The organism is Mariniflexile jejuense (genome assembly GCF_042675665.1).
Taxonomy (GTDB): Bacteria; Bacteroidota; Bacteroidia; order Flavobacteriales; family Flavobacteriaceae; genus Mariniflexile; species Mariniflexile jejuense.
Map to the genome: position 1 here is coordinate 2,363,638 of NZ_JBHTJI010000001.1, position 19,792 is coordinate 2,383,429.

The window sequence follows — 19,792 nt, forward strand, 5'->3', positions numbered from 1 at the left end:
AAACAAAAAACTATTTGAGTTTCAATGCTTCACTTTCAAAAGTCAAACCTTCAAAACCTGTTTTCATAAAGTTTCTAATGTTTTGATGTCCTGTACCGTTGGGGTCTTTCAATACATCATCAAAATAAAATTTCCCGAAACAAACTAATGTTTCATCTTTTGTAAAACCTTGTAGTTTGGCAAAAGCAAACAATTTGCACGATCCTGAATTTTCACCAGCATTGTTCTGCAATTCGCCATTTTTAAAAGCGGTTGGTGTAAACTCGTAATTTGATTCTATTACAGCCATGGTTTCAGAAAACTCAATGCTGTTGGGTGTGTTTTTTAATTTTTGTTTAAATTCTTCTAAATTCATTATTATTTTATTCTATTTTTTTCCTCCAACCACAACAACTATTTCTCCTTTTGGTGGTTTATTCGTGTAATATTCCAATACTTCTTTGGCGCTACCACGTATGGTTTCTTCATACAATTTTGTTAATTCTCTAGATACCGACACCTCTCTATCTTCTCCAAAATACTCACAAAAATGTCCTAAGGTTTTTATTAGTTTATGCGGACTTTCATAAAAAATAATGGTTCTGGTTTCTTCGGCAAGTAATAACAAACGTGTTTGCCTTCCTTTTTTAACGGGCAAAAACCCTTCAAACACAAACTTATCGTTTGGCAAGCCAGAATTTACCAATGCAGGCACAAAAGCTGTGGCTCCGGGCAAACAATCTACTTCTATATGGTTTTCTATACAGGCACGCGTGAGTAAAAATCCGGGGTCGGAGATGGCTGGCGTTCCTGCATCGCTTATTAATGCTACCGTAGTGCCGCTTTTTAATTTTTGAATTAAATTTTCAACCGTTTTATGCTCGTTGTGCATGTGGTGCGACTGCATATGGGTTGAAATTTCAAAATGTTTTAGTAGTTTCCCTGAAGTTCGGGTATCTTCTGCAAGAATTAAATCTACTTCTTTTAAAATTTCAACAGCCCTGAAAGTCATGTCTTTTAAATTTCCAATGGGTGTTGGTACAATGTAAAGTTTGCTCATTAATTGTATTTACTTTCTATAATTTGAAGAAATCGTGCTTCCACTTCCTCTTTACCAACCCAATTATTGTAATCTAATTTTACAATTTCTACTATAAATTGTTTAGCACTTTCAAAAGATTCAAAGGACTTTAATTGAGCCATAACACGTTCATAATCTTCACTTTCACCATCAAATAAGTGTTTTATAAATGCTAATTTATCATTAAGTCCTATGTTTAAAGCGCCAATTTTTATTGTATCATTTAACGACTTTTTTTCGTTTAAAACGCCATTTTGTGCTTTAATAACAGGCTCAAAAACGGGCATTGTTTTAAAACTAGCCATTAAATCTTCTAAATCGTTTTTAAGTGATGATTCTTTTTTTGTAGGTATATCTTTTAAAACCTCATCAATATGCTCAACCTCATCTGGCATGTGTGCTACCATTTCTTTTATGGTTTCAATACCTGGAACCATCATGTTTTCTTCTTCTTCAACATCACCTAAATTAATATAACTCTTGTTTTCAGCTTCATGAGCGGCATCTTTTTTGTTATTAAATGCACTTTCAAGTGTGTCTAAAAACGACGAGTTAATGCCTGCTGTAGGTACGTTTTCTTCCGTATCTTCATTTAAAAACTTTAAAACCGATAGTTTTTCAAACAGCACCGAAACTTCAGCATGCATTTTAATAACATCTTCTTTTCCCTTTAGCTTAAGAATTCTATGAGCTATACTTACCAATTCCGCCTCTAACTTCTTCTTCATTATTATAATTTTTAAATTTATGCTATTTAGGCATTTGATTTTTAATAAATTTACGCCACCTTTATAAAAACGAATAATCGCTTTATTTTAGTGTTAAAATTACAAAATGTTTCTTGAAAATACCGTAAATCAGAAAGAACAATTTGGTTGGATTGAAGTTATTTGTGGCTCTATGTTTTCTGGTAAAACCGAAGAATTGATTCGCAGGCTTAAACGCGCGCAATTTGCCAGACAGAAAGTTGAAATTTTTAAACCTTCTATTGATGTGCGCTATCATGAAGATATGGTAGTATCGCACGATGCTAACGAAATTCGCTCAACACCTGTTCCCGCCGCTGCCAACATTCCTATTTTGGCAGATGGTTGCGACGTAGTTGGTATTGACGAAGCCCAATTTTTTGATGATGAAATTGTTCGCGTTTGCAACGATTTAGCAAATAAAGGTGTTCGTGTTATTGTTGCTGGTTTAGATATGGATTTTAAAGGCAATCCGTTTGGTCCAATGCCCAACTTAATGGCAACTGCCGAATATGTTACCAAAGTACATGCGGTTTGTACCAGAACAGGTAATTTAGCACAATATAGTTATCGTAAAGCTAAAAATGACAACTTAGTAATGCTTGGTGAAGTTGATGAATACGAGCCTTTAAGTAGAGCCGCTTATTACAAAGCCATGACTCGCGATAAAGTTAGAAATATGAAAGTGAACGATGCCGAAGAAGTAACACCAAAACCCGAAAACCCCGATGCCTAAAGCACAAGAAACCATACTTGAAATCGATTTAAAAGCATTAAAACAGAATTTTGAACATTTAAAATCGAGAATTTCTAATGGAACACATTTTATGGCAGTTGTAAAAGCGTTTGCCTACGGAAGTGATGCTTGCGAAATAGCCAATTATCTACAAAAATTAGACGTCTATTATTTTGCCGTTGCCTTTGTACACGAAGGCGTTGCGCTTAGAAAAGCGGGCATTACAAAACCTATTTTGGTACTGCATCCGCAAGCTGCAAATTTCAACCTATTAATTGAAAATTGCTTAGAACCTAATTTATATAATGCTAAAATTTTAAATGAGTTTATTAGTATCGCTTCCGCGGAACAACAAACCAATTATCCCATTCATATCAAGTTTAATACGGGCTTAAATCGCTTAGGTTTTTCTGAAAATGATGTTAATTCTATTGGTGAAAAACTAAAAGAAACTACCGCAGTAAAAGTGAAATCTATCTTTTCGCATTTAGCCGCTAGTGAAGATTTGAGCGAACGAGAATTCACCTTAAATCAAATTCAAAAATTTAAAACTATTGCCGAAAACATAACCAACACTTTAGGTTATAAACCAATGCTTCACATTTGCAATACTTCTGGAATTTTAAATTATCCTGAAGCTCATTTTGATATGGTAAGAAGCGGTATTGGCTTATATGGCTTTGGAAATTCAAAAAAAGAAAATAAAAACTTCACCCCAATTGGTACCTTAAAAACCATCATTTCACAAATTCATACCATTAATAAAGGTGAATCTATTGGCTATAATCGTGCTTTTAAAACGGAAAGATTGTTAAAATCGGCTACACTTCCTATTGGTCATGCCGATGGAATTGGTAGGCAATACGGCAAAGGCAAAGGTTACGTTATTATCAACAATCAAAAAGCTTATATTTTAGGAAACGTATGCATGGATATGATTATGGTAAACGTTACCGATATTGATTGTAAAGAAGGCGATGAAGTTATTGTTTTTGGCCCAAATACAACTGCCGAAAAATTGGCAGAAACAGCAAGCACCATTTCCTATGAATTAATTACAGGCATTTCACAACGTGTAAAACGCAATTTTATAGGCAACTAAGTATTATGTGACTTTTTTATTTATATTAGTGTCAAATTAATTTAACCATTAAAACTAGTAATTATGTTGAAAGAATTTAAGAATTTTATCATGACTGGCAACGTCATTGAATTTGCAGTAGCTGTAATTATGGCTGGAGCCGTTGGTCAGGTTGTAAATGGCTTTGTGAATGATATTGTTATGCCAATAGTAGGTCAAGTTTCAGGTGGCGTAGACTTTGCAGACATGAAAATTGTACTTACTGAAGCTGTTGCCGCTAATGGCGATGTAGCTGCAGTAGCGGAAAATGCTATCCGTTATGGTGCTTGGATTAACACTCTTGTTAATTTAGTAATTGTGGGCCTAGTAATGTTTATAATTATCAAAGCTTATGGCAAAATGAAGAAAAAAGAAGAGCCAGCTCCAGCACCTCCAGCAGGACCAACTCAAGAAGAATTATTGATCCAAATAAGAGATTTGTTGAAAAAATAACAACTTGTTAAATAAATAACATTGTGTTATTTGTTGTTAAAAAGCCTTTGTTTTCTTAAAACAAGGGCTTTTTTTTACCATTAAAATAGAATTAATAATTAGTTTTGCTCTCAAATTTTTAATGAATCTTAAAATCAAAATATAATGAAAGTAGCTGTTGTTGGTGCCACTGGTATGGTAGGCGAAGTGATGCTAAAAGTTCTTGCAGAACGTAATTTTCCTGTAACTGAATTGCTTTTAGTAGCATCAGAACGTTCTGTTGGAAAAAAATTAACTTATAATAATAAAGAATACACTGTTATTGGTTTAGCTGATGCTGTGGCTGCAAAACCGCAAATCGCTATTTTTTCGGCAGGTGGTGATACCTCTTTAGAATGGGCGCCAAAATTTGCTGAAGCTGGCACCACTGTGGTTGATAATTCTTCTGCTTGGAGAATGGATCCTACCAAAAAATTAGTAGTTCCAGAAATCAACGCAAACGAGTTAACTAAAGATGATAAAATCATTGCTAATCCAAACTGTTCAACCATTCAAATGGTATTAGCATTATCTGGTCTTCACAAAAAATATAAAATGAAACGTGTAGTTGTTTCTACTTACCAATCCGTTTCTGGTACAGGTGTTAAAGCAGTAAAACAATTAGAAAATGAAATTGCTGGTATTGATGGCGAAATGGCTTACCCTTACCCAATTAGCAGAAATGTTTTGCCTCATTGTGATGTATTTTTAGAAAACGGCTACACCAAAGAAGAAATGAAATTGGCCAGAGAACCACAAAAAATATTTAACGACAAAACGTTTTCAGTAACTGCTACAGCGGTTCGTGTTCCAACCTCTGGCGGACATTCAGAAGCTGTAAATGTACAGTTTGAAAATGATTTTGATTTAGCCGAAGTTAGAGAAATACTTAGCAATACTCCAGGTGTTGTTTTACAAGATAATACCGCTACAAACAGCTATCCAATGCCTATGTTTGCACACGATAAAGACGAAGTTTTTGTAGGTCGTTTACGCAGAGATGAATCACAACCAAACACATTAAACATGTGGATTGTTGCCGATAATTTACGCAAAGGTGCTGCAACAAACGCTATTCAAATAAGCGAATATTTAATTGCTAATAATTTAGTTTAATATTTTTTATTCAACTTAACATATAAAGCTTCTGTATACCAATGCAGGAGCTTTTTTTTATTATTTTTGAAATAATGGAAAATTCATGATGAAAAAATAATTCCCTTTTTATTTAAATTATATTAATCGCCTGTAAAATAGAAACCAATATAGTATTGTGAATTACCCAAAAACCAAAACCGTTGATACTGTTAACACTTACTTTAATACCGAAGTGAAAGATCCTTATCGTTGGTTAGAAGATGATAGAAGCAACGAAACTGAAGCATGGGTAAAAGCACAAAACGAAACAACCTCGAAGTATCTAAAACAAATTCCATATATAAACGAACTAAAAGCACGCCTTTCAAAAATTTGGAATTACGAAAAAGTTGGAGCTCCATTTAATGAAGGTAAATACACGTATTTTTCAAAGAATAATGGTTTACAAAACCAAGATGTTATCTATAGAAAACAAGGTGAAGCCAATGCAACCGTTTTTTTAGACCCAAATACGTTTTCTAAAGATGGTACTACATCGTTAGACGCTATGAGTTTTACCAATGATGGAAGCCTTTTAGCATATTCTATTTCTGAAGGTGGAAGCGACTGGAGAAAAATAATTGTTATAGAAACTGAAACAAAAAAACAACTTAAAGACACGTTGATAGACGTTAAATTCACTCAAATTTCATGGTACAAAAATGAAGGTTTCTACTACTCTAGTTATGATAAACCTAAGGGAAGTGAACTATCAGCAAAAACCGATCAGCATAAAGTTTATTACCATAAATTAGGTACTTCGCAAAAAAGTGATACGCTTATTTATGGTGGCACTTCAGAAGAAAAGCATCGTTATATTTATGCCAATGTTACTGAAGATAATCAATATTTAATTCTATCACCTCGCATTTCAACATCTGGCAACAAACTATATATCAAAGACTTATCAAATGAAAATAGCAAATTCATCACTATTTTAAATCACACCGAAAGCAACACCTATGTTATTGATAACGTAGGCAGTAAACTGTTTTTAGTAACAAACTTAAATGCTCCAAACAAAAAACTGGTAATGGTTGATGCTTCAAATCCAACACCAGAACATTGGGTAGATGTGATTCCTGAAACCGATTTTGTTTTAAATGCAACCAAAGGAAGCGGTTATTTTTTTGCTAATTATATGGTTGATGCTATTTCAAAAGTAAAACAATATGATTATAGCGGCCACTTCATAAAAGACATTGAACTACCTGGCTTAGGAACAGTTTCTGGATTTAGTGGTAAACAAGAAGCCGATATGTTATACTATTCTTTTACAAATTATAATACGCCTTTAAACATCTACGAATTCAATGCAAAAAACGGTAAAACATCGTTGTATTGGAAACCAAAAATCGATTTCAATAGTGATGCTTTTGAAAGTAATCAGGTGTTTTACACATCAAAAGATGGTACAAAAATACCAATGATAATCACCTATAAAAAAGGTATAAAACTAGATAGTAAAAACCCAACCATACTTTACGGTTACGGTGGTTTTAATATTAGTTTAACGCCTTCTTTTAGTATTACAAATGCCGTTTGGATGGAACAAGGTGGTATTTTAGCCATCCCAAATTTACGTGGTGGTGGCGAATATGGCAGAAAATGGCACGATGCAGGTACACAACTAAAAAAGCAAAATGTGTTTGATGATTTTATTGCTGCTGCAGAATATTTAATTTCAGAAAACTATACATCATCAAATTATTTAGCCATTCGTGGTGGTTCAAATGGTGGTTTATTAGTTGGTGCTGTAATGACGCAACGCCCTAAATTGGCTAAAGTAGCATTACCTGCCGTTAGTGTTTTAGATATGCTACGCTACCATACATTTACCGCAGGTGCAGGTTGGGCTTATGACTACGGAACTGCCGAAGATTCAAAAGAAATGTTTCACTATTTAAAAAACTATTCACCTGTACATAATGTAAAATTAGGTATAGAATACCCCGCAACTTTAATAACTACTGGCGACCATGACGACCGTGTTGTACCTGCACACAGTTTTAAATTTGCTGCCGAATTACAAAGCAAACAAACAGGTAAAAACCCAACTTTAATACGCATTGAAACCGATGCTGGTCATGGAGCAGGAACACCAGTGAATAAAATTATAGAACAATATGCCGATATTTTTGGGTTTACACTTTTTAATATGGGAATTAAAACATTGCAAAATTTATAATAATGTTCATTCAAGTGAAACCTATAACTATTAAAAACCTCTCGAGTACACTCAAAGAGACAACAAACATGTATGCTACAAGTAAACAACCTTACTTTCAAATATAAAAAACAACCCATTTTAGAAAACATTAGTTTTTCTGTTGGTGCTGGCGAACACTTTTCTATTATAGGTGAAAGTGGCTCAGGAAAAAGCACGTTATTAAAGCTACTTTATGGTACTTTCGATTTAAATGAAGGTAATATTTTTTGGAAAGACAAGGAAATTTTAGGTCCAAAACACAATTTGATTATTGGTCCAGATTACATGAAATATGTAGCTCAAGAGTTTGATTTAATGCCATTTATAACAGTAGCTGAAAATATTGGCGCTTTTCTTTCAAATTTTTATCCTGAAGAAAAACAAGCACGTATAAAAGAACTTTTAACCGTTGTAGAATTACAAGATTTTGCAAACACAAAAGTAAAAGAACTAAGTGGCGGACAAAAACAACGGGTTGCCATTGCAAGAGCTATTGCCAAACAACCTGAAATTATTTTATTAGACGAACCCTTTAGCCATATTGATAATTTTAAAAAACAATCATTACGTCGAAGCTTATTTAAATATTTAAAGGAAAAAAATATTACATGCTTAGTGGCAACACATGATAAAGATGATGTGCTGTCTTTTTCTGATAATATGATTGTTTTACATGAAGCTAAAATTATGGATGAAGGCACACCGCAACACATATTTAATAACCCAAAAAACGAATTGATTGCTTCGTTTTTTGGAGAATTTAATACCCTTGACACTTTAGGAATTGTGTATGCCTACCAACTAAAAAAAGTTAATACTTCAAATTTAAAAGCAACTGTAAAACAATCGTACTTTAAAGGAAATTACTTTTTAATTGAAGCTGATTTGAATGGGAAAACGGTATTTTTTGAGCATGAATTTGCTTTGGAAAACGGGTTGGAAATTTACATCGAACCTTCTTCATAAATTTTCACCGAATCTCTCAATTTTTTTAAAATACGATTTCGTAATTTCAAAGGTTTTAATACTTCAATAGTTTCTCCAAAACCTAAAATCAATCGTTCCAACTCAAAATTAATTTGCACAAAAATATTAAAAATAACGCCATCGTCTTTTTGCTCTATAAATGTCTCCACCCAAAGGTAGCAACTCCAGTTGCAACTCCAATTTGCTTTGTTAATAAAAAATGAGGGATTATTTTTTAAGTGTCAGATACTTTATATTTAATTGCGTCGTTTTTAACTTAAAAAAAATATAAAAACCGCATTTAATCGATTATTTTGCGCGCTTTAAAGATGTTTTTTTTCAAAATGATATGTAAAAGTTTTGTTCATTTGTTTTTTTTAATACATTTGTACCCGATGATAATACAAAACAAAAGAATATTTGCCTCAATCTTATTTGTATTAATAAGTTTTGTATGTGCTGCTCAAGCTGTTGGACCACCACCACCAGGAGGACCACCACCTGTTGGGTTACCAATAGATGGAGGTGTGTTAATTGGCATTTGTGTAGGCTTGGTATACGGTGCAAAGAAGCTAATACTTAGAAAAGATAATATTAATTAGTTATAGCTAATTTCAAAAAGCTTCGCTACATATTTCCCTAAAACATCAAATTCTAAATTCACAACAGTACCTTTTTTAAAGGTGTTAAAGTTTGTATTATTGTAAGTGTAAGGTATTATTGCCACGCTAAAACTATCTTTTTTAGAATTCACAACAGTTAAGCTAGTGCCATTTATAGTTATTGAACCTTTTTCAATAGTAATATTATTAAGCGAGGTATCATAATTAAAAGTAAATATCCAACTACCATTAGCTTCTTCAATATTTGTACAAATAGCAGTTTGATCTACATGTCCTTGTACTATATGCCCATCAAGTCTGTCGCCTAATTTCATAGCGCGTTCTAAATTTACAGAATCACCAATTTTCAAGGTATTTAAACTGGTTTTGTCAAGCGTTTCTTTTATTGCAGTTACCGTATATTCACTATCATTAATAGCAACAACCGTTAGACAAACGCCATTATGCGCCACACTTTGGTCTATTTTAAGCTCAGGAGTTAAGCTACTTTTTATTGTAATGTGAAGGTTATTTAATTCTGCTTTTAAATTTGAAATAGTACCTATAGATTCAATTATTCCGGTAAACATGATATTGTTTGTTTATTTAACTAAATTTGCATCATCAAAATTACAAACAAAAGTTGTCATTCTTAATGAAGAAAGCAGAAAATATAGTAGTTGGTATATCAATAGGTGACTTAAATGGCATTGGTGGTGAAATTGTTTTAAAAACATTTGAAGATGCTAGAATGCTAGAATTTTGCACACCAGTTATCTTTGCTTCGGCAAAAGCCATGAATTTTTTTAAAACCCACTTTAATTCTGAAATCAATTTCAACAACATAAATAATACAAACCAAATTGTTTCAGGCAAGGTTAATGTTTTTAATTGTTGGAATGAACCAGTAGCTATTGAGTTTGGCAAAGAAGATCTTAAAATAGGCGAATACGCAATAAAATCGTTAGAAGTAGCTACAAAAGCTTTAAAAAATAATGAAATTGACGTGTTGGTAACAGCACCAATTAATAAACACAATATTCAATCTGAAGCTTTTAAATTCCCTGGTCATACTGATTATTTAGCTCAAGAGTTAGAAGGAGAAAGCCTCATGTTTATGGTAACCGACACTTTAAGAGTAGGCTTGCTTACAGACCATGTTCCTGTTAAAGATATCGTTGAAAATCTATCGGAAGCCTTAATCATTAAAAAAATTAATGCTGTTTACAATTCGCTTTTGCAAGATTTTAATATAGTACGACCAAAAATAGCAGTTTTAGGTATTAATCCGCATACAGGCGATAACGGTGTAATTGGTAATGAAGATGATACTATTTTAAGACCAACACTTCAAAAACTTAAAAACGAAGGTAAGTTGGTTTATGGACCTTATGCTGCCGATAGCTTCTTTGGCTCAAACAATTACAAAAATTTTGATGCTATTGTAGCAACATACCACGACCAAGGGTTAATTCCGTTTAAAACACTATCCTTTGGACAAGGTGTAAATTTTACGGCTGGATTGAATAAAGTTAGAACCTCTCCAGATCACGGAACAGCATACGAAATTGCAGGAAAAGGAGTAGCAGACGAGAATTCTTTTAAAGAAGCTGTTTTTGCTGCCATCCAAATTTTTAAAAATAGAATTGATTATGAGGAACTTACTTCAAATCAGCTAAAAAAATCAAATCAAAAGATATAAACAAAAAAATGTTTATAAGTAACGCTGCTTAAATAAAAATTTATATATTTGCAGGCTCAAAATAGATGTGATAATGAAACGAGCAGGTTCAAAATTTTATTTCACAACGAGATGATTATTAGCGAACTGCATGTGTCCATTTAAAAAAATAAAATAAACACATGAAGCCATTAAAAGAGTTTACAATTCCGTTTGTAGGACTGAAGATAGGAAAACATCATTTTGAGTATAAAATTGAGCAAGCGTTCTTTGAATATTTTGAGTATGAAGAGTTTAACAATTCAAATGTTGATGTTAATCTTATATTAGATAAAAAAACAACACTCTTAGAGTTAAACTTTAAAATCTCAGGATTTGTTAATGTTAATTGTGATTTAACAAACGAACCATATAATCAGCCTATTAAAAATGAGTTTGATTTAGTTGTTAAGTTTGGAGATGAGTATAACGATGAGTTTGAAGACATTCTTATTGTACCTCATGGCACATACGAAATTAACGTTCAACAATATATATATGAATTAATAGTACTTTCTGTACCAATTAAACGTATTCATCCTGGTGTAGAAGATGGCACTTTAGATTCAGACATACTTAAAAAATTAGAAGAATTAAGCCCAAAAATAAAAGAAGAAAAAGAAACTGAAGAGGAAACAGATCCTCGTTGGAATACATTAAAGAAACTATTAACGGATAAATAAATATAAAAAATGGCACATCCTAAGAGAAAAATCTCAAAAACAAGAAGAGATAAAAGAAGAACACATTACAAAGCAACTGCGCCACAGATTGCAACTTGCCCAACAACTGGCGAAGCTCATTTATACCATAGAGCTCACTGGCATGAAGGAAAACTATATTACAGAGGTCAAGTTTTAATTGACAACTCAGAAGCTGTAGAAAACGTAGCGTAAGTATTATGCACGCATATATTAAAACGCTCACATGTGAGCGTTTTTTTTATGATATGTTTTTTATAAAGCGCAAAAACACGTAATTTGCATAATATTTCGTCAAATTTTAGTAGTTTTCACAAAATTTGAAGTGTTTTTGTTCAATTTTAATGATTTTTTTGTCAATTTAACTAAACAGTTATGAGAAAATTCTCAGCAGCTATAACCGCTGTGGGTGCTTATGTACCAGAATATGTATTAACTAATCAAATTCTTGAAACATTAGTTGATACTAATGACGAATGGATAACTTCAAGAACAGGAATAAAAGAACGTCGTATACTTAAAGACGAAGGAAAAGGAACTTCTTACTTAGCTATTAAAGCTGCTCAAGACCTTATTAATAAAAAAGGAATTGACCCAAAAAGCATAGAACTTGTTATAGTTGCAACAGCAACACCAGATATGAAAGCTGCTTCAACAGCTTCGTTTACTGCTTCAGAAATTGGAGCTGTAAATGCATTTTCATTTGATATGGATGCAGCATGTTCTAGTTTTTTATACGGCATGTCTGTAGCAGCTAGTTATATAGAATCTGGTCGTTATAAAAATGTATTATTAATTGGAGCCGATAAAATGTCTTCAATAATAAATTATAAAGACAGAGCAACGTGTATCATTTTTGGTGATGGTGCAGGTGCTGTTTTATTTGAACCTAATGAAGAAGGTTTAGGACTTCAAGATGAATATTTAAGAAGCGATGGCACAGGTAGAGAGTTTTTACAAGCTACTTATGGAGGTTCTTCTTTCAAAATTACTCCAGAAGTTCTAGAAAATGGTGGTCAATACGCATTTCAAGAAGGAAAAACAGTATTTAAAAATGCTGTATTCAATATGGCAGATGCAACAGTTAAAATATTAGAACGAAATAATTTAACAAAAAATGATGTAGATTGGTTAGCGGCTCATCAAGCTAATAAGCGTATTATTGATGCTACTGCTCAACGCATCGAATTAGAAGACGAAAAAGTGATGATTAACATTCATAAATATGGTAATACAACTTCGGCTACGTTACCTTTATTATTAAATGACTATGAATCGCAACTTAAAAAAGGAGATAATATAATTTTTGCCGCTTTTGGAGGCGGGTTTAATTGGGGTGCCATTTACTTAAAATGGGCATATAATTCAGTAAACTAACCATTAACTAATTAGTATAATTATGGATATTAAAGAAATTCAAAACTTAATCAAGTTTGTTGCAAAATCGGGAGCAAGTGAGGTTAAATTAGAGATGGATGATATTAAAATCACCATAAAAACGGGCTCAGACCCAGAAGCGCCTGCTGTACATTATGCACCAATGGCAACACAAGTGCCTCAAATGCAAGCACCAGTTGCTGAAGTAAAAACAGTTGCTGAAGTTGCTGCACCAGTAGCAGCAACAGAAAACTCAAAATACATCACCATAAAATCACCAATTATTGGAACTTTCTATAGAAAACCATCACCAGATAAACCATTATTTGTTGAAGTTGGACAAACCATTGCCGAAGGCGATGTACTTTGTATAATAGAAGCTATGAAACTTTTCAATGAAATTGAATCTGAAGTTTCAGGAAAAGTAGTTAAAATATTAGTTGACGACTCTTCACCTGTAGAATTCGACCAACCATTATTTTTAGTAGACCCATCATAACCTATTAAAAATTCCAATACACAAATCTCAAAATCCAATATTTGGAATTTGGCGATTGGAATTTGTAATTTTTAATTCAGAAAGTTATGTTTAAAAAAATATTAATAGCTAATAGAGGAGAAATAGCGCTACGTGTTATTAGAACCTGTAAAGAAATGGGCATTAAAACAGTTGCTGTTTACTCAACAGCAGATTCAGAAAGTTTACACGTAAAGTTTGCCGATGAAGCTGTTTGTATAGGACCACCATCAAGTGCGTTGTCTTATTTAAAAATGTCAAATATTATAGCTGCTGCTGAAATTACAAATGCAGACGCAATACACCCTGGTTACGGATTTTTATCTGAAAACGCTAAATTTTCAAAAATTTGTGAAGAGCACGGTATAAAATTTATTGGTGCATCTCCAGAAATGATTGATCGCATGGGAGACAAAGCCAATGCGAAAGCCACAATGAAAGCTGCTGGCGTGCCATGTGTTCCAGGAAGTGATGGTGTAATTAACACATTTGAAGAGTGCGAAAAAATAGCTAAAGAAACAGGTTATCCTGTAATGCTAAAAGCATCTGCTGGCGGTGGAGGTAAAGGAATGCGTGCGGTTTGGAAACCAGAAAACTTAAAAGATGCTTGGGATTCTGCACGTCAAGAAAGTAAAGCTGCTTTTGGAAACGACGATATGTATATGGAAAAACTTATTGAAGAACCAAGACATATTGAAATTCAAATTGTTGGCGATTCTACAGGTAAAGCATGTCATTTATCAGAACGCGATTGTTCTGTTCAACGTCGTCATCAAAAATTAACTGAAGAAACTCCATCACCATTTATGACCGATGAACTTCGTGAAAAAATGGGAAAAGCAGCCGTTAAAGCCGCTCAATATATTAAGTATGAAGGCGCTGGAACTATCGAATTTTTAGTAGATAAACACCGTAATTTCTACTTTATGGAAATGAATACACGTATTCAAGTAGAGCATCCAATTACAGAGCAAGTTATCGATTTCGATTTAATTCGCGAACAAATTCTTGTAGCTGCAGGTGTGCCAATTTCAGGAAAAAATTACTTACCAAAACTACATTCCATAGAGTGTCGTATTAATGCTGAAGATCCTTACAATGGCTTCCGTCCATCACCAGGAACCATTACAACATTACACGCCCCAGGAGGTCATGGTGTACGTTTAGATACGCATGTGTATGCAGGTTATACCATTCCACCAAATTACGATTCTATGATTGCAAAGTTAATTACAACCGCGCAAACCAGAGAAGAAGCAATAAACAAAATGAAACGTGCTTTAGACGAGTTTGTTATAGAAGGCGTTAAAACAACCATACCATTCCACAGACAATTAATGGATCATCCAGATTATTTAGCAGGTAATTATACTACTAAGTTTATGGAAGATTTTGTAATGGAAAAACAAGTTGAAGAATAAATAATAATTAAGACTCCGAAAGCAATTTCGGAGTTTTTTTATGGTGTTACTTTTGCTTTTTTGTTAGTAAAAGCAAAAGTCAGGCTATTCGCTATATCTTTTTTAAAAGGCATTGCAATTAAAAACGTTGAAGCAATCTGCCAAAATTTAGCAAACACCTATATTTATTACAATTAAGTTTTAAAAAGGATGCCGCTACTATCCTTAACACAGTAACCAAGCAACAAATTCACTATTTTTACCAATAATTAAAAACCATATGAATCTTTCTTATTGGGAAATAAAATCATGGTTTACTAAAGTGGACTTTACCATTGTTGGCAGTGGTATTGTTGGTTTAAGTTGTGCACTACATTTAAAAGAAAAGTACCCAAAATCAAATATTTTAGTACTAGAAAAAGGCATGTTGCCACAAGGAGCAAGTACTAAAAATGCAGGATTTGCTTGTTTTGGAAGCCTAAGCGAAATTTTAGAAGATTTAAAAAACCATAGTGAAGAAACCGTTTTTAATTTAGTAAAAAAGCGTTTTGATGGCTTAAAACTATTGCGAGAAACTTTGGGAGATTCGGCTATAGGGTATCAACATTATGGTGGTTATGAGTTGTTTTTAAATGAAGACCCATCATTTGAAGCATGTCTTTCAAAAAAAGAACATATTAATCAATGGCTTCAACCTATTTTTAAAAACAATGTTTTTGTTGAAAAACCTAATAATTTCAACTTTAAAAACATAAAAGAAAACTGCATTTTTAATGCTTTTGAAGGCCAAATAGATACGGGTAGAATGATGGATACATTGCTTCAAAAAACACAAGCAACAGGTATTAAAATTCTAAATAACATAACTGTTGAAGGTTTTACAGAAGCATCAAATACTGTAGAAGTACAAACCAATGTTTTTAATTTTACAACGTCTAAATTATTTATAGCTACAAATGGTTTTGCTTCGCAACTCATTAATGAAGCGGTAAAACCAGCACGTGCACAAGTACTTATTACAAAACCCATTAAAAACCTTCATATAAAAGGCACTTTTCACCTAGATAAAGGCTATTATTACTTTAGATATATCGATAATTGCATTTTATTTGGTGGCGGTAGAAACCTTGATTTTAAAGGAGAAGAAACCACTGAATTTGCGCAAACTGAATTAATTCAAAATAAATTAGAAAGTATTTTAAAAACCGTAATTTTGCCAAACATTCCTTTTGAAATAGCACATAGATGGAGTGGTATTATGGGAGTTGGCAATAGTAAAAAGGTTATAGTAAAACCACTAAGCAACAATGTGTTTTGTGGTGTAAAACTTGGCGGTATGGGTATTGCCATAGGAAGTTTAGTAGGTAAAGAATTAGCACAATTAATAGATTAATATGGTTAGAAAAGTATTTAGGTTTTTATATAAAAGCTTGCTTTGGTTTTTTGCAATTTCAATTGGATTGGTAATTATATTTAAATGGGTACCAGTTCCTGCAACACCTTTAATGGTAATTCGTACGGTACAACAAGTTGCAAATGGCGATGATGTTGTATGGAAACACGATTGGGAATCTATTGATAATATTTCAAAAAACTTGCAATTGGCAGTTATTTGTGCAGAGGATCAAAATTTTTTAAACCATCATGGTTTTGATATGAAAGCTATTGAAAAAGCCATTCAATACAACAAAAAAGGCAAGAAAACCAGAGGCGCAAGTACTATAAGTCAGCAAACCGCAAAAAATGTTTTTTTATGGCCACATCGCAGTTGGGTTCGTAAAGGCTTAGAAGCTTATTTTACGTTTTTAATAGAACTAATATGGTCTAAAGAACGTATTATGGAAGTATATCTAAATAGTGTTGAAATGGGTAATGGCATTTATGGTGCCGAAGCCGCAGCACAACACTGGTTTAATAGACCAGCTTCTAGTTTGCGATTAAATCAGGCAACAGCTATTGCTGCTATTTTACCAAGCCCGTTGCGCTATAGAGCAAACCCAGCAACAAACTATATACAACGCCGAAAGAATTGGATTGCACGCCAAATTAATTTTTTTGGCCCTTTAAATTATGATTAATATTAAAGAATGTTTGTATTCACAATGTGTAGATTTTGTTGAAAACAGGTTTCAAGCCATTCAAAATACCATTAAAGAAATTCAAGAATCTTTAACATCAGAAACTAAAAGTAGTGCGGGCGATAAGCATGAAACTGGTAGAGCCATGTTGCAATTGGAACGTGAAAAAGCAGGAAACCAATTAGCTGAAATTCAAAAAATTCAAGCACAATTATCTAAAATTTCATTAGCTAATACTTCAGAAGTTATAGGTTTAGGAAGTGCTGTTTATACCAATAAATCTAATTATTTTATTGCTATTAGTGCTGGCGAGTTAAAGATTGAAAATGATATTTTTTATGCAATTTCTTCTAATACTCCTATAGGGCAATTACTTATTGGCAAAACTGTTGGTGATGAGGTTATCTTTAGAGAGCAGAAGTTTAAGATTGAAAAGTTTTTTTAAATACAAAAAGCAGTTAAACTAAGACATATCATCCAAACCTATTTCTAAAAAATGATAATAAAACAAAGGCACAAAATATTGAATGAAATTGTAATGCCGTTTCTACTAAAATAAAACCATTTACTTATTATATCTTGAACGTTTTCCTTTTCTCTTTTAAATATTAAGCAGAAATAACAATGAAAAATGAACATGATGAAAAGGCATAATAGCATCCTTTCCATATCATTTACTTCCTATAGTGCCCTCGCTGTTACCTTTTCCAAACTGCTACAACTTAAAATTTGGAGCTCATAAAGATCGAAGTATGAGCCTGATTATGCAATCTGTTGAGAAACAAATTTTACAACTTTCTTTGGAAAAGTCACAAGCTCATTAGAATAATTAGGATGCCACTTCTAAACTTCAATAGAAATTATAAATCGCGGGTAGGCTAAAAATATTGGTTATGGCATTTTAGATTTTATAATTGCATTGTCCAAAATACCATAACTAATATTGTGCGGAACAGTAAGCTCTTATTTTTTATAGAATGAGTTTTCCGAGTGAAAGAAAAAATATGTGCTGGAAATGGGGCGTTTGATGAACACCTTAATAATTTCATTTATCATTAATTCCTTTTAAAATAGCACTTAAAATGGCTTGAACATCTTCAATAGTTTTATTCATTTTTTGGGATAATATAATTTCGGGGTTTTGAGCTTTTTGTTTATTAGTAATACTTGTAACCAATATACTGACAATAGTGTGATTTAGCAGTTCATTTTGGTTTATTATAGGTGTCATTTTTCGACCAATTATTCTTGCAGCTACAATTTGAGTATTAAAATCATCATCATCAAACAAATCCAAATGGTTTGTATAAGCTTCCTCTTCATACAACTGCCATGCATGTTGCAATAAAAAAGAGATATCTTCAATATCTTTTGCCCTAAGATCAGGTTTATCTTCCCAAGAAATTAATTTTAGTATTATTAAACCTTCTACTGGTGATACTGGGAGTGTATAGTTTTCTTCTGAAATTTTTACACTTTCAATATGCTGTCCCACTTCTTTAAAACCTAATACTGATAATGATAATTCTCTGTCAATGAAATTCACAGTATATTCCTGTTCTATTTCACCGTAGGGCATTAAATCTAAAACAGTATTCGTTTCATCGAATACTAACCTGTAGGCCTCATCTGTTGTTCTAAAGCCTTTGTTACATAAGGAATCGAATATGACTTGATACACATCAAAATCCGGCACCATTACTGCGAAGTCTATATCTGCCGTACCCCTTGTAGGTTTTATACCTTGTTTATATAATTGCACATCTCTAGCATTTGCTCCGATTAAGTAATAAACAATACCATGTTTAGAAAAAATAGACTCCAAGATAGCGTAGACTTTTGCGTGATGTGCAAATGAATATTGCTTATAAGTTTGGTTTGATGTACTCATTATATATTAACTGTGCTGCCTCAATATTTCTAGAATTATTACTATATATTAACTGTGCGTATATGATTAAGGGATGCACTACGTTTTTGTTGTTTAGATTTATAACCCTATCAATGGGGTGACTATCTATCCAAAATGGCGTATATAAGGTTATTTCTCCATTGATATCAGGAACAAGTTTTAATTGTGTTAAAATCTCTGATTTTTTCTTATTAGTAAACAATGTAAAGACTTCTGGATTGAGATAATTAGTTATTAATGCAGCAGCTGGTTCACCCGCCCAAAGCGCATCGGTATCTAGAAATTGCTCATCCCAATTACCATTGAGTTGTTTTGAAAAAGTGTATTTACCGATTTTGTTTCCAGGTAATATTTTTTCATTAAATATTGCAATCCATTTATCCAGCAGTTCTCCTCTTCTTACTAATTGATATTTTTTATCATTATTCCATTTAACCACAAAGCCTTCGTCTATCAAAGCTGTAATACATTTGCTTACACTGCCCAAGGAAGCTTTACTAGCAAGTGATAGATAGCGTTGGGTCTCATTTATTTGTTCTGGATTTCTAAGAAGTTGAAATATAATTTGCCCTGAGGTTTGTGTTAATAAATGTGAATAATCACTATAATAAGGTTTTGCATTTCCCTGCTCTACATAAATTTTTAAGTGTTCTAAATTTATATAAGCATTACCAAAACTGTCTATGTAGTTTATATTTTTTTCTTTAAGTATATTTTTTGACTTTGGAGTAATATATTTTGATGCGACCAAAAGCGGCAAATTTTGACTTCTTTTCTTTTCAAAAGCAGGAATATTTTGAGGTCTTACTTCATTTTTTGTTTCTACATAAATACTTTCGTTATTTAAGGTATAGATACTTTCTTTTTTTTCATCGTCATAACTCTGGTAATCAACTTCAATTGAGAAGTCTAACATATCAAAGAATTCATTTATATAGACAAAATCAACCATTGTGTTCAATTTTTGTTAATGTTCATGCAACATGAACATTCAAATATAATGAACATTTTTCTATTAAGGAAGTGAAATGTTCTTTTTG

General features: G+C 32.6%; 23 protein-coding genes. 16 read left to right on the top strand and 7 right to left on the bottom strand.

The features are described from left to right. Window positions 1-10: 10 nt before the first annotated feature. The 3 genes from ACFQ1R_RS10080 to ACFQ1R_RS10090 are packed head-to-tail and all read right to left on the bottom strand — an operon-like array spanning window position 11 to window position 1,788. Entirely contained in the window at window positions 11-355 is a 345-nt protein-coding gene (locus ACFQ1R_RS10080; protein WP_379926043.1) for a HopJ type III effector protein, read from the bottom strand. A gap of 12 nt (window positions 356-367) precedes the next feature. After that, the gene (gene rsmI, locus ACFQ1R_RS10085; RefSeq protein ID WP_379926044.1) at window positions 368-1,039 is read right to left on the bottom strand and encodes a 16S rRNA (cytidine(1402)-2'-O)-methyltransferase; all 672 of its coding nucleotides are present in this window, start codon (window positions 1,037-1,039) and stop codon (window positions 368-370) included. Beyond that, window positions 1,039-1,788 carry a hypothetical protein gene (locus tag ACFQ1R_RS10090; RefSeq protein WP_379926045.1) on the bottom strand — a complete coding sequence of 250 codons (750 nt, stop codon included), beginning with the start codon at window positions 1,786-1,788 and terminating at the stop codon, window positions 1,039-1,041. Before ACFQ1R_RS10090 ends, rsmI begins: the two co-directional genes overlap by 1 nt. 106 nt (window positions 1,789-1,894) lie before the next feature. Between ACFQ1R_RS10090 and ACFQ1R_RS10095 the strand changes: the two genes are divergently transcribed. From ACFQ1R_RS10095 to ACFQ1R_RS10120, 6 genes are all read left to right on the top strand, one after another. Then, a complete protein-coding gene (locus ACFQ1R_RS10095; RefSeq protein ID WP_379926046.1) occupies window positions 1,895-2,542 on the top strand; it encodes a thymidine kinase in 648 nt (215 codons plus the stop codon). Further along, the gene (gene alr, locus ACFQ1R_RS10100) at window positions 2,535-3,644 is read left to right on the top strand and encodes an alanine racemase (protein ID WP_379926047.1); all 1,110 of its coding nucleotides are present in this window, start codon (window positions 2,535-2,537) and stop codon (window positions 3,642-3,644) included. Before ACFQ1R_RS10095 ends, alr begins: the two co-directional genes overlap by 8 nt. Window positions 3,645-3,707: 63 nt before the next feature. Next, window positions 3,708-4,115, top strand: coding sequence for a large conductance mechanosensitive channel protein MscL (gene mscL, locus ACFQ1R_RS10105; RefSeq protein ID WP_379926048.1), 408 nt, complete (start codon window positions 3,708-3,710; stop codon window positions 4,113-4,115). A 144-nt stretch (window positions 4,116-4,259) separates the two neighbouring features. Beyond that, window positions 4,260-5,249 (top strand): aspartate-semialdehyde dehydrogenase, encoded by a 990-nt coding sequence (locus ACFQ1R_RS10110; RefSeq protein WP_379926049.1) that lies wholly within the window; start codon window positions 4,260-4,262, stop codon window positions 5,247-5,249. Window positions 5,250-5,406: 157 nt separating this feature from the next. Further along, window positions 5,407-7,458 (top strand): prolyl oligopeptidase family serine peptidase, encoded by a 2,052-nt coding sequence (locus ACFQ1R_RS10115; protein ID WP_379926050.1) that lies wholly within the window; start codon window positions 5,407-5,409, stop codon window positions 7,456-7,458. 72 nt (window positions 7,459-7,530) lie between these two features. Continuing rightward, window positions 7,531-8,445 (top strand): ABC transporter ATP-binding protein, encoded by a 915-nt coding sequence (locus ACFQ1R_RS10120; protein ID WP_379926051.1) that lies wholly within the window; start codon window positions 7,531-7,533, stop codon window positions 8,443-8,445. Here ACFQ1R_RS10120 and ACFQ1R_RS10125 read toward each other — a convergent pair. Next, window positions 8,424-8,615 (bottom strand): WYL domain-containing protein, encoded by a 192-nt coding sequence (locus ACFQ1R_RS10125; protein ID WP_379926052.1) that lies wholly within the window; start codon window positions 8,613-8,615, stop codon window positions 8,424-8,426. The genes ACFQ1R_RS10120 and ACFQ1R_RS10125 overlap by 22 nt on opposite strands. 225 nt (window positions 8,616-8,840) lie before the next feature. Between ACFQ1R_RS10125 and ACFQ1R_RS10130 the strand changes: the two genes are divergently transcribed. Beyond that, complete coding sequence (locus ACFQ1R_RS10130) at window positions 8,841-9,047, top strand: PID-CTERM protein-sorting domain-containing protein (RefSeq protein WP_379926053.1); 207 nt, start codon at window positions 8,841-8,843, stop codon at window positions 9,045-9,047. Here ACFQ1R_RS10130 and ACFQ1R_RS10135 read toward each other — a convergent pair. Then, on the bottom strand, window positions 9,044-9,637 hold the full coding sequence (locus ACFQ1R_RS10135) for a riboflavin synthase (RefSeq protein ID WP_379926054.1): 594 nt from the start codon (window positions 9,635-9,637) through the stop codon (window positions 9,044-9,046). The two genes, ACFQ1R_RS10130 and ACFQ1R_RS10135, sit on opposite strands and share 4 nt — an antisense overlap. Window positions 9,638-9,702: 65 nt before the next feature. On the opposite strand from ACFQ1R_RS10135, the gene pdxA reads away from it, so the two are divergent. The 9 genes from pdxA to ACFQ1R_RS10180 all read left to right on the top strand — a co-directional run bounded on the left by pdxA (window position 9,703) and on the right by ACFQ1R_RS10180 (window position 17,285). Continuing rightward, a complete protein-coding gene (gene pdxA, locus ACFQ1R_RS10140; protein WP_379926055.1) occupies window positions 9,703-10,749 on the top strand; it encodes a 4-hydroxythreonine-4-phosphate dehydrogenase PdxA in 1,047 nt (348 codons plus the stop codon). Window positions 10,750-10,910: 161 nt separating this feature from the next. Further along, complete coding sequence (locus ACFQ1R_RS10145) at window positions 10,911-11,450, top strand: YceD family protein (RefSeq protein ID WP_379926056.1); 540 nt, start codon at window positions 10,911-10,913, stop codon at window positions 11,448-11,450. A 9-nt stretch (window positions 11,451-11,459) separates the two neighbouring features. Further along, entirely contained in the window at window positions 11,460-11,663 is a 204-nt protein-coding gene (gene rpmF, locus ACFQ1R_RS10150; protein ID WP_069829108.1) for a 50S ribosomal protein L32, read from the top strand. 180 nt (window positions 11,664-11,843) lie between these two features. After that, window positions 11,844-12,845, top strand: a complete 1,002-nt coding sequence (locus tag ACFQ1R_RS10155) for a beta-ketoacyl-ACP synthase III (protein WP_379926057.1) — start codon at window positions 11,844-11,846, stop codon at window positions 12,843-12,845. 22 nt (window positions 12,846-12,867) lie between these two features. Further along, window positions 12,868-13,344 carry an acetyl-CoA carboxylase biotin carboxyl carrier protein gene (accB, locus tag ACFQ1R_RS10160; RefSeq protein ID WP_379926058.1) on the top strand — a complete coding sequence of 159 codons (477 nt, stop codon included), beginning with the start codon at window positions 12,868-12,870 and terminating at the stop codon, window positions 13,342-13,344. Window positions 13,345-13,430: 86 nt separating this feature from the next. After that, window positions 13,431-14,783 (top strand): acetyl-CoA carboxylase biotin carboxylase subunit, encoded by a 1,353-nt coding sequence (gene accC / locus ACFQ1R_RS10165; RefSeq protein ID WP_379926059.1) that lies wholly within the window; start codon window positions 13,431-13,433, stop codon window positions 14,781-14,783. A gap of 259 nt (window positions 14,784-15,042) precedes the next feature. Then, complete coding sequence (locus ACFQ1R_RS10170) at window positions 15,043-16,155, top strand: NAD(P)/FAD-dependent oxidoreductase (RefSeq protein ID WP_379926060.1); 1,113 nt, start codon at window positions 15,043-15,045, stop codon at window positions 16,153-16,155. A 1-nt stretch (window position 16,156) separates the two neighbouring features. Next, entirely contained in the window at window positions 16,157-16,840 is a 684-nt protein-coding gene (gene mtgA / locus ACFQ1R_RS10175) for a monofunctional biosynthetic peptidoglycan transglycosylase (protein WP_379926061.1), read from the top strand. Further along, the gene (locus ACFQ1R_RS10180; protein WP_379926331.1) at window positions 16,836-17,285 is read left to right on the top strand and encodes a 3-oxoacyl-ACP synthase; all 450 of its coding nucleotides are present in this window, start codon (window positions 16,836-16,838) and stop codon (window positions 17,283-17,285) included. Before mtgA ends, ACFQ1R_RS10180 begins: the two co-directional genes overlap by 5 nt. Window positions 17,286-17,885: 600 nt before the next feature. On the opposite strand, the gene ACFQ1R_RS10185 is transcribed toward ACFQ1R_RS10180, so the two are convergent. Together ACFQ1R_RS10185 and ACFQ1R_RS10190 are read right to left on the bottom strand one after the other, a co-directional pair. Beyond that, entirely contained in the window at window positions 17,886-18,731 is an 846-nt protein-coding gene (locus tag ACFQ1R_RS10185; protein ID WP_379926062.1) for a hypothetical protein, read from the bottom strand. Beyond that, complete coding sequence (locus ACFQ1R_RS10190; protein ID WP_379926063.1) at window positions 18,706-19,704, bottom strand: type IV toxin-antitoxin system AbiEi family antitoxin; 999 nt, start codon at window positions 19,702-19,704, stop codon at window positions 18,706-18,708. Before ACFQ1R_RS10190 ends, ACFQ1R_RS10185 begins: the two co-directional genes overlap by 26 nt. Window positions 19,705-19,792 lie beyond the last annotated feature (88 nt).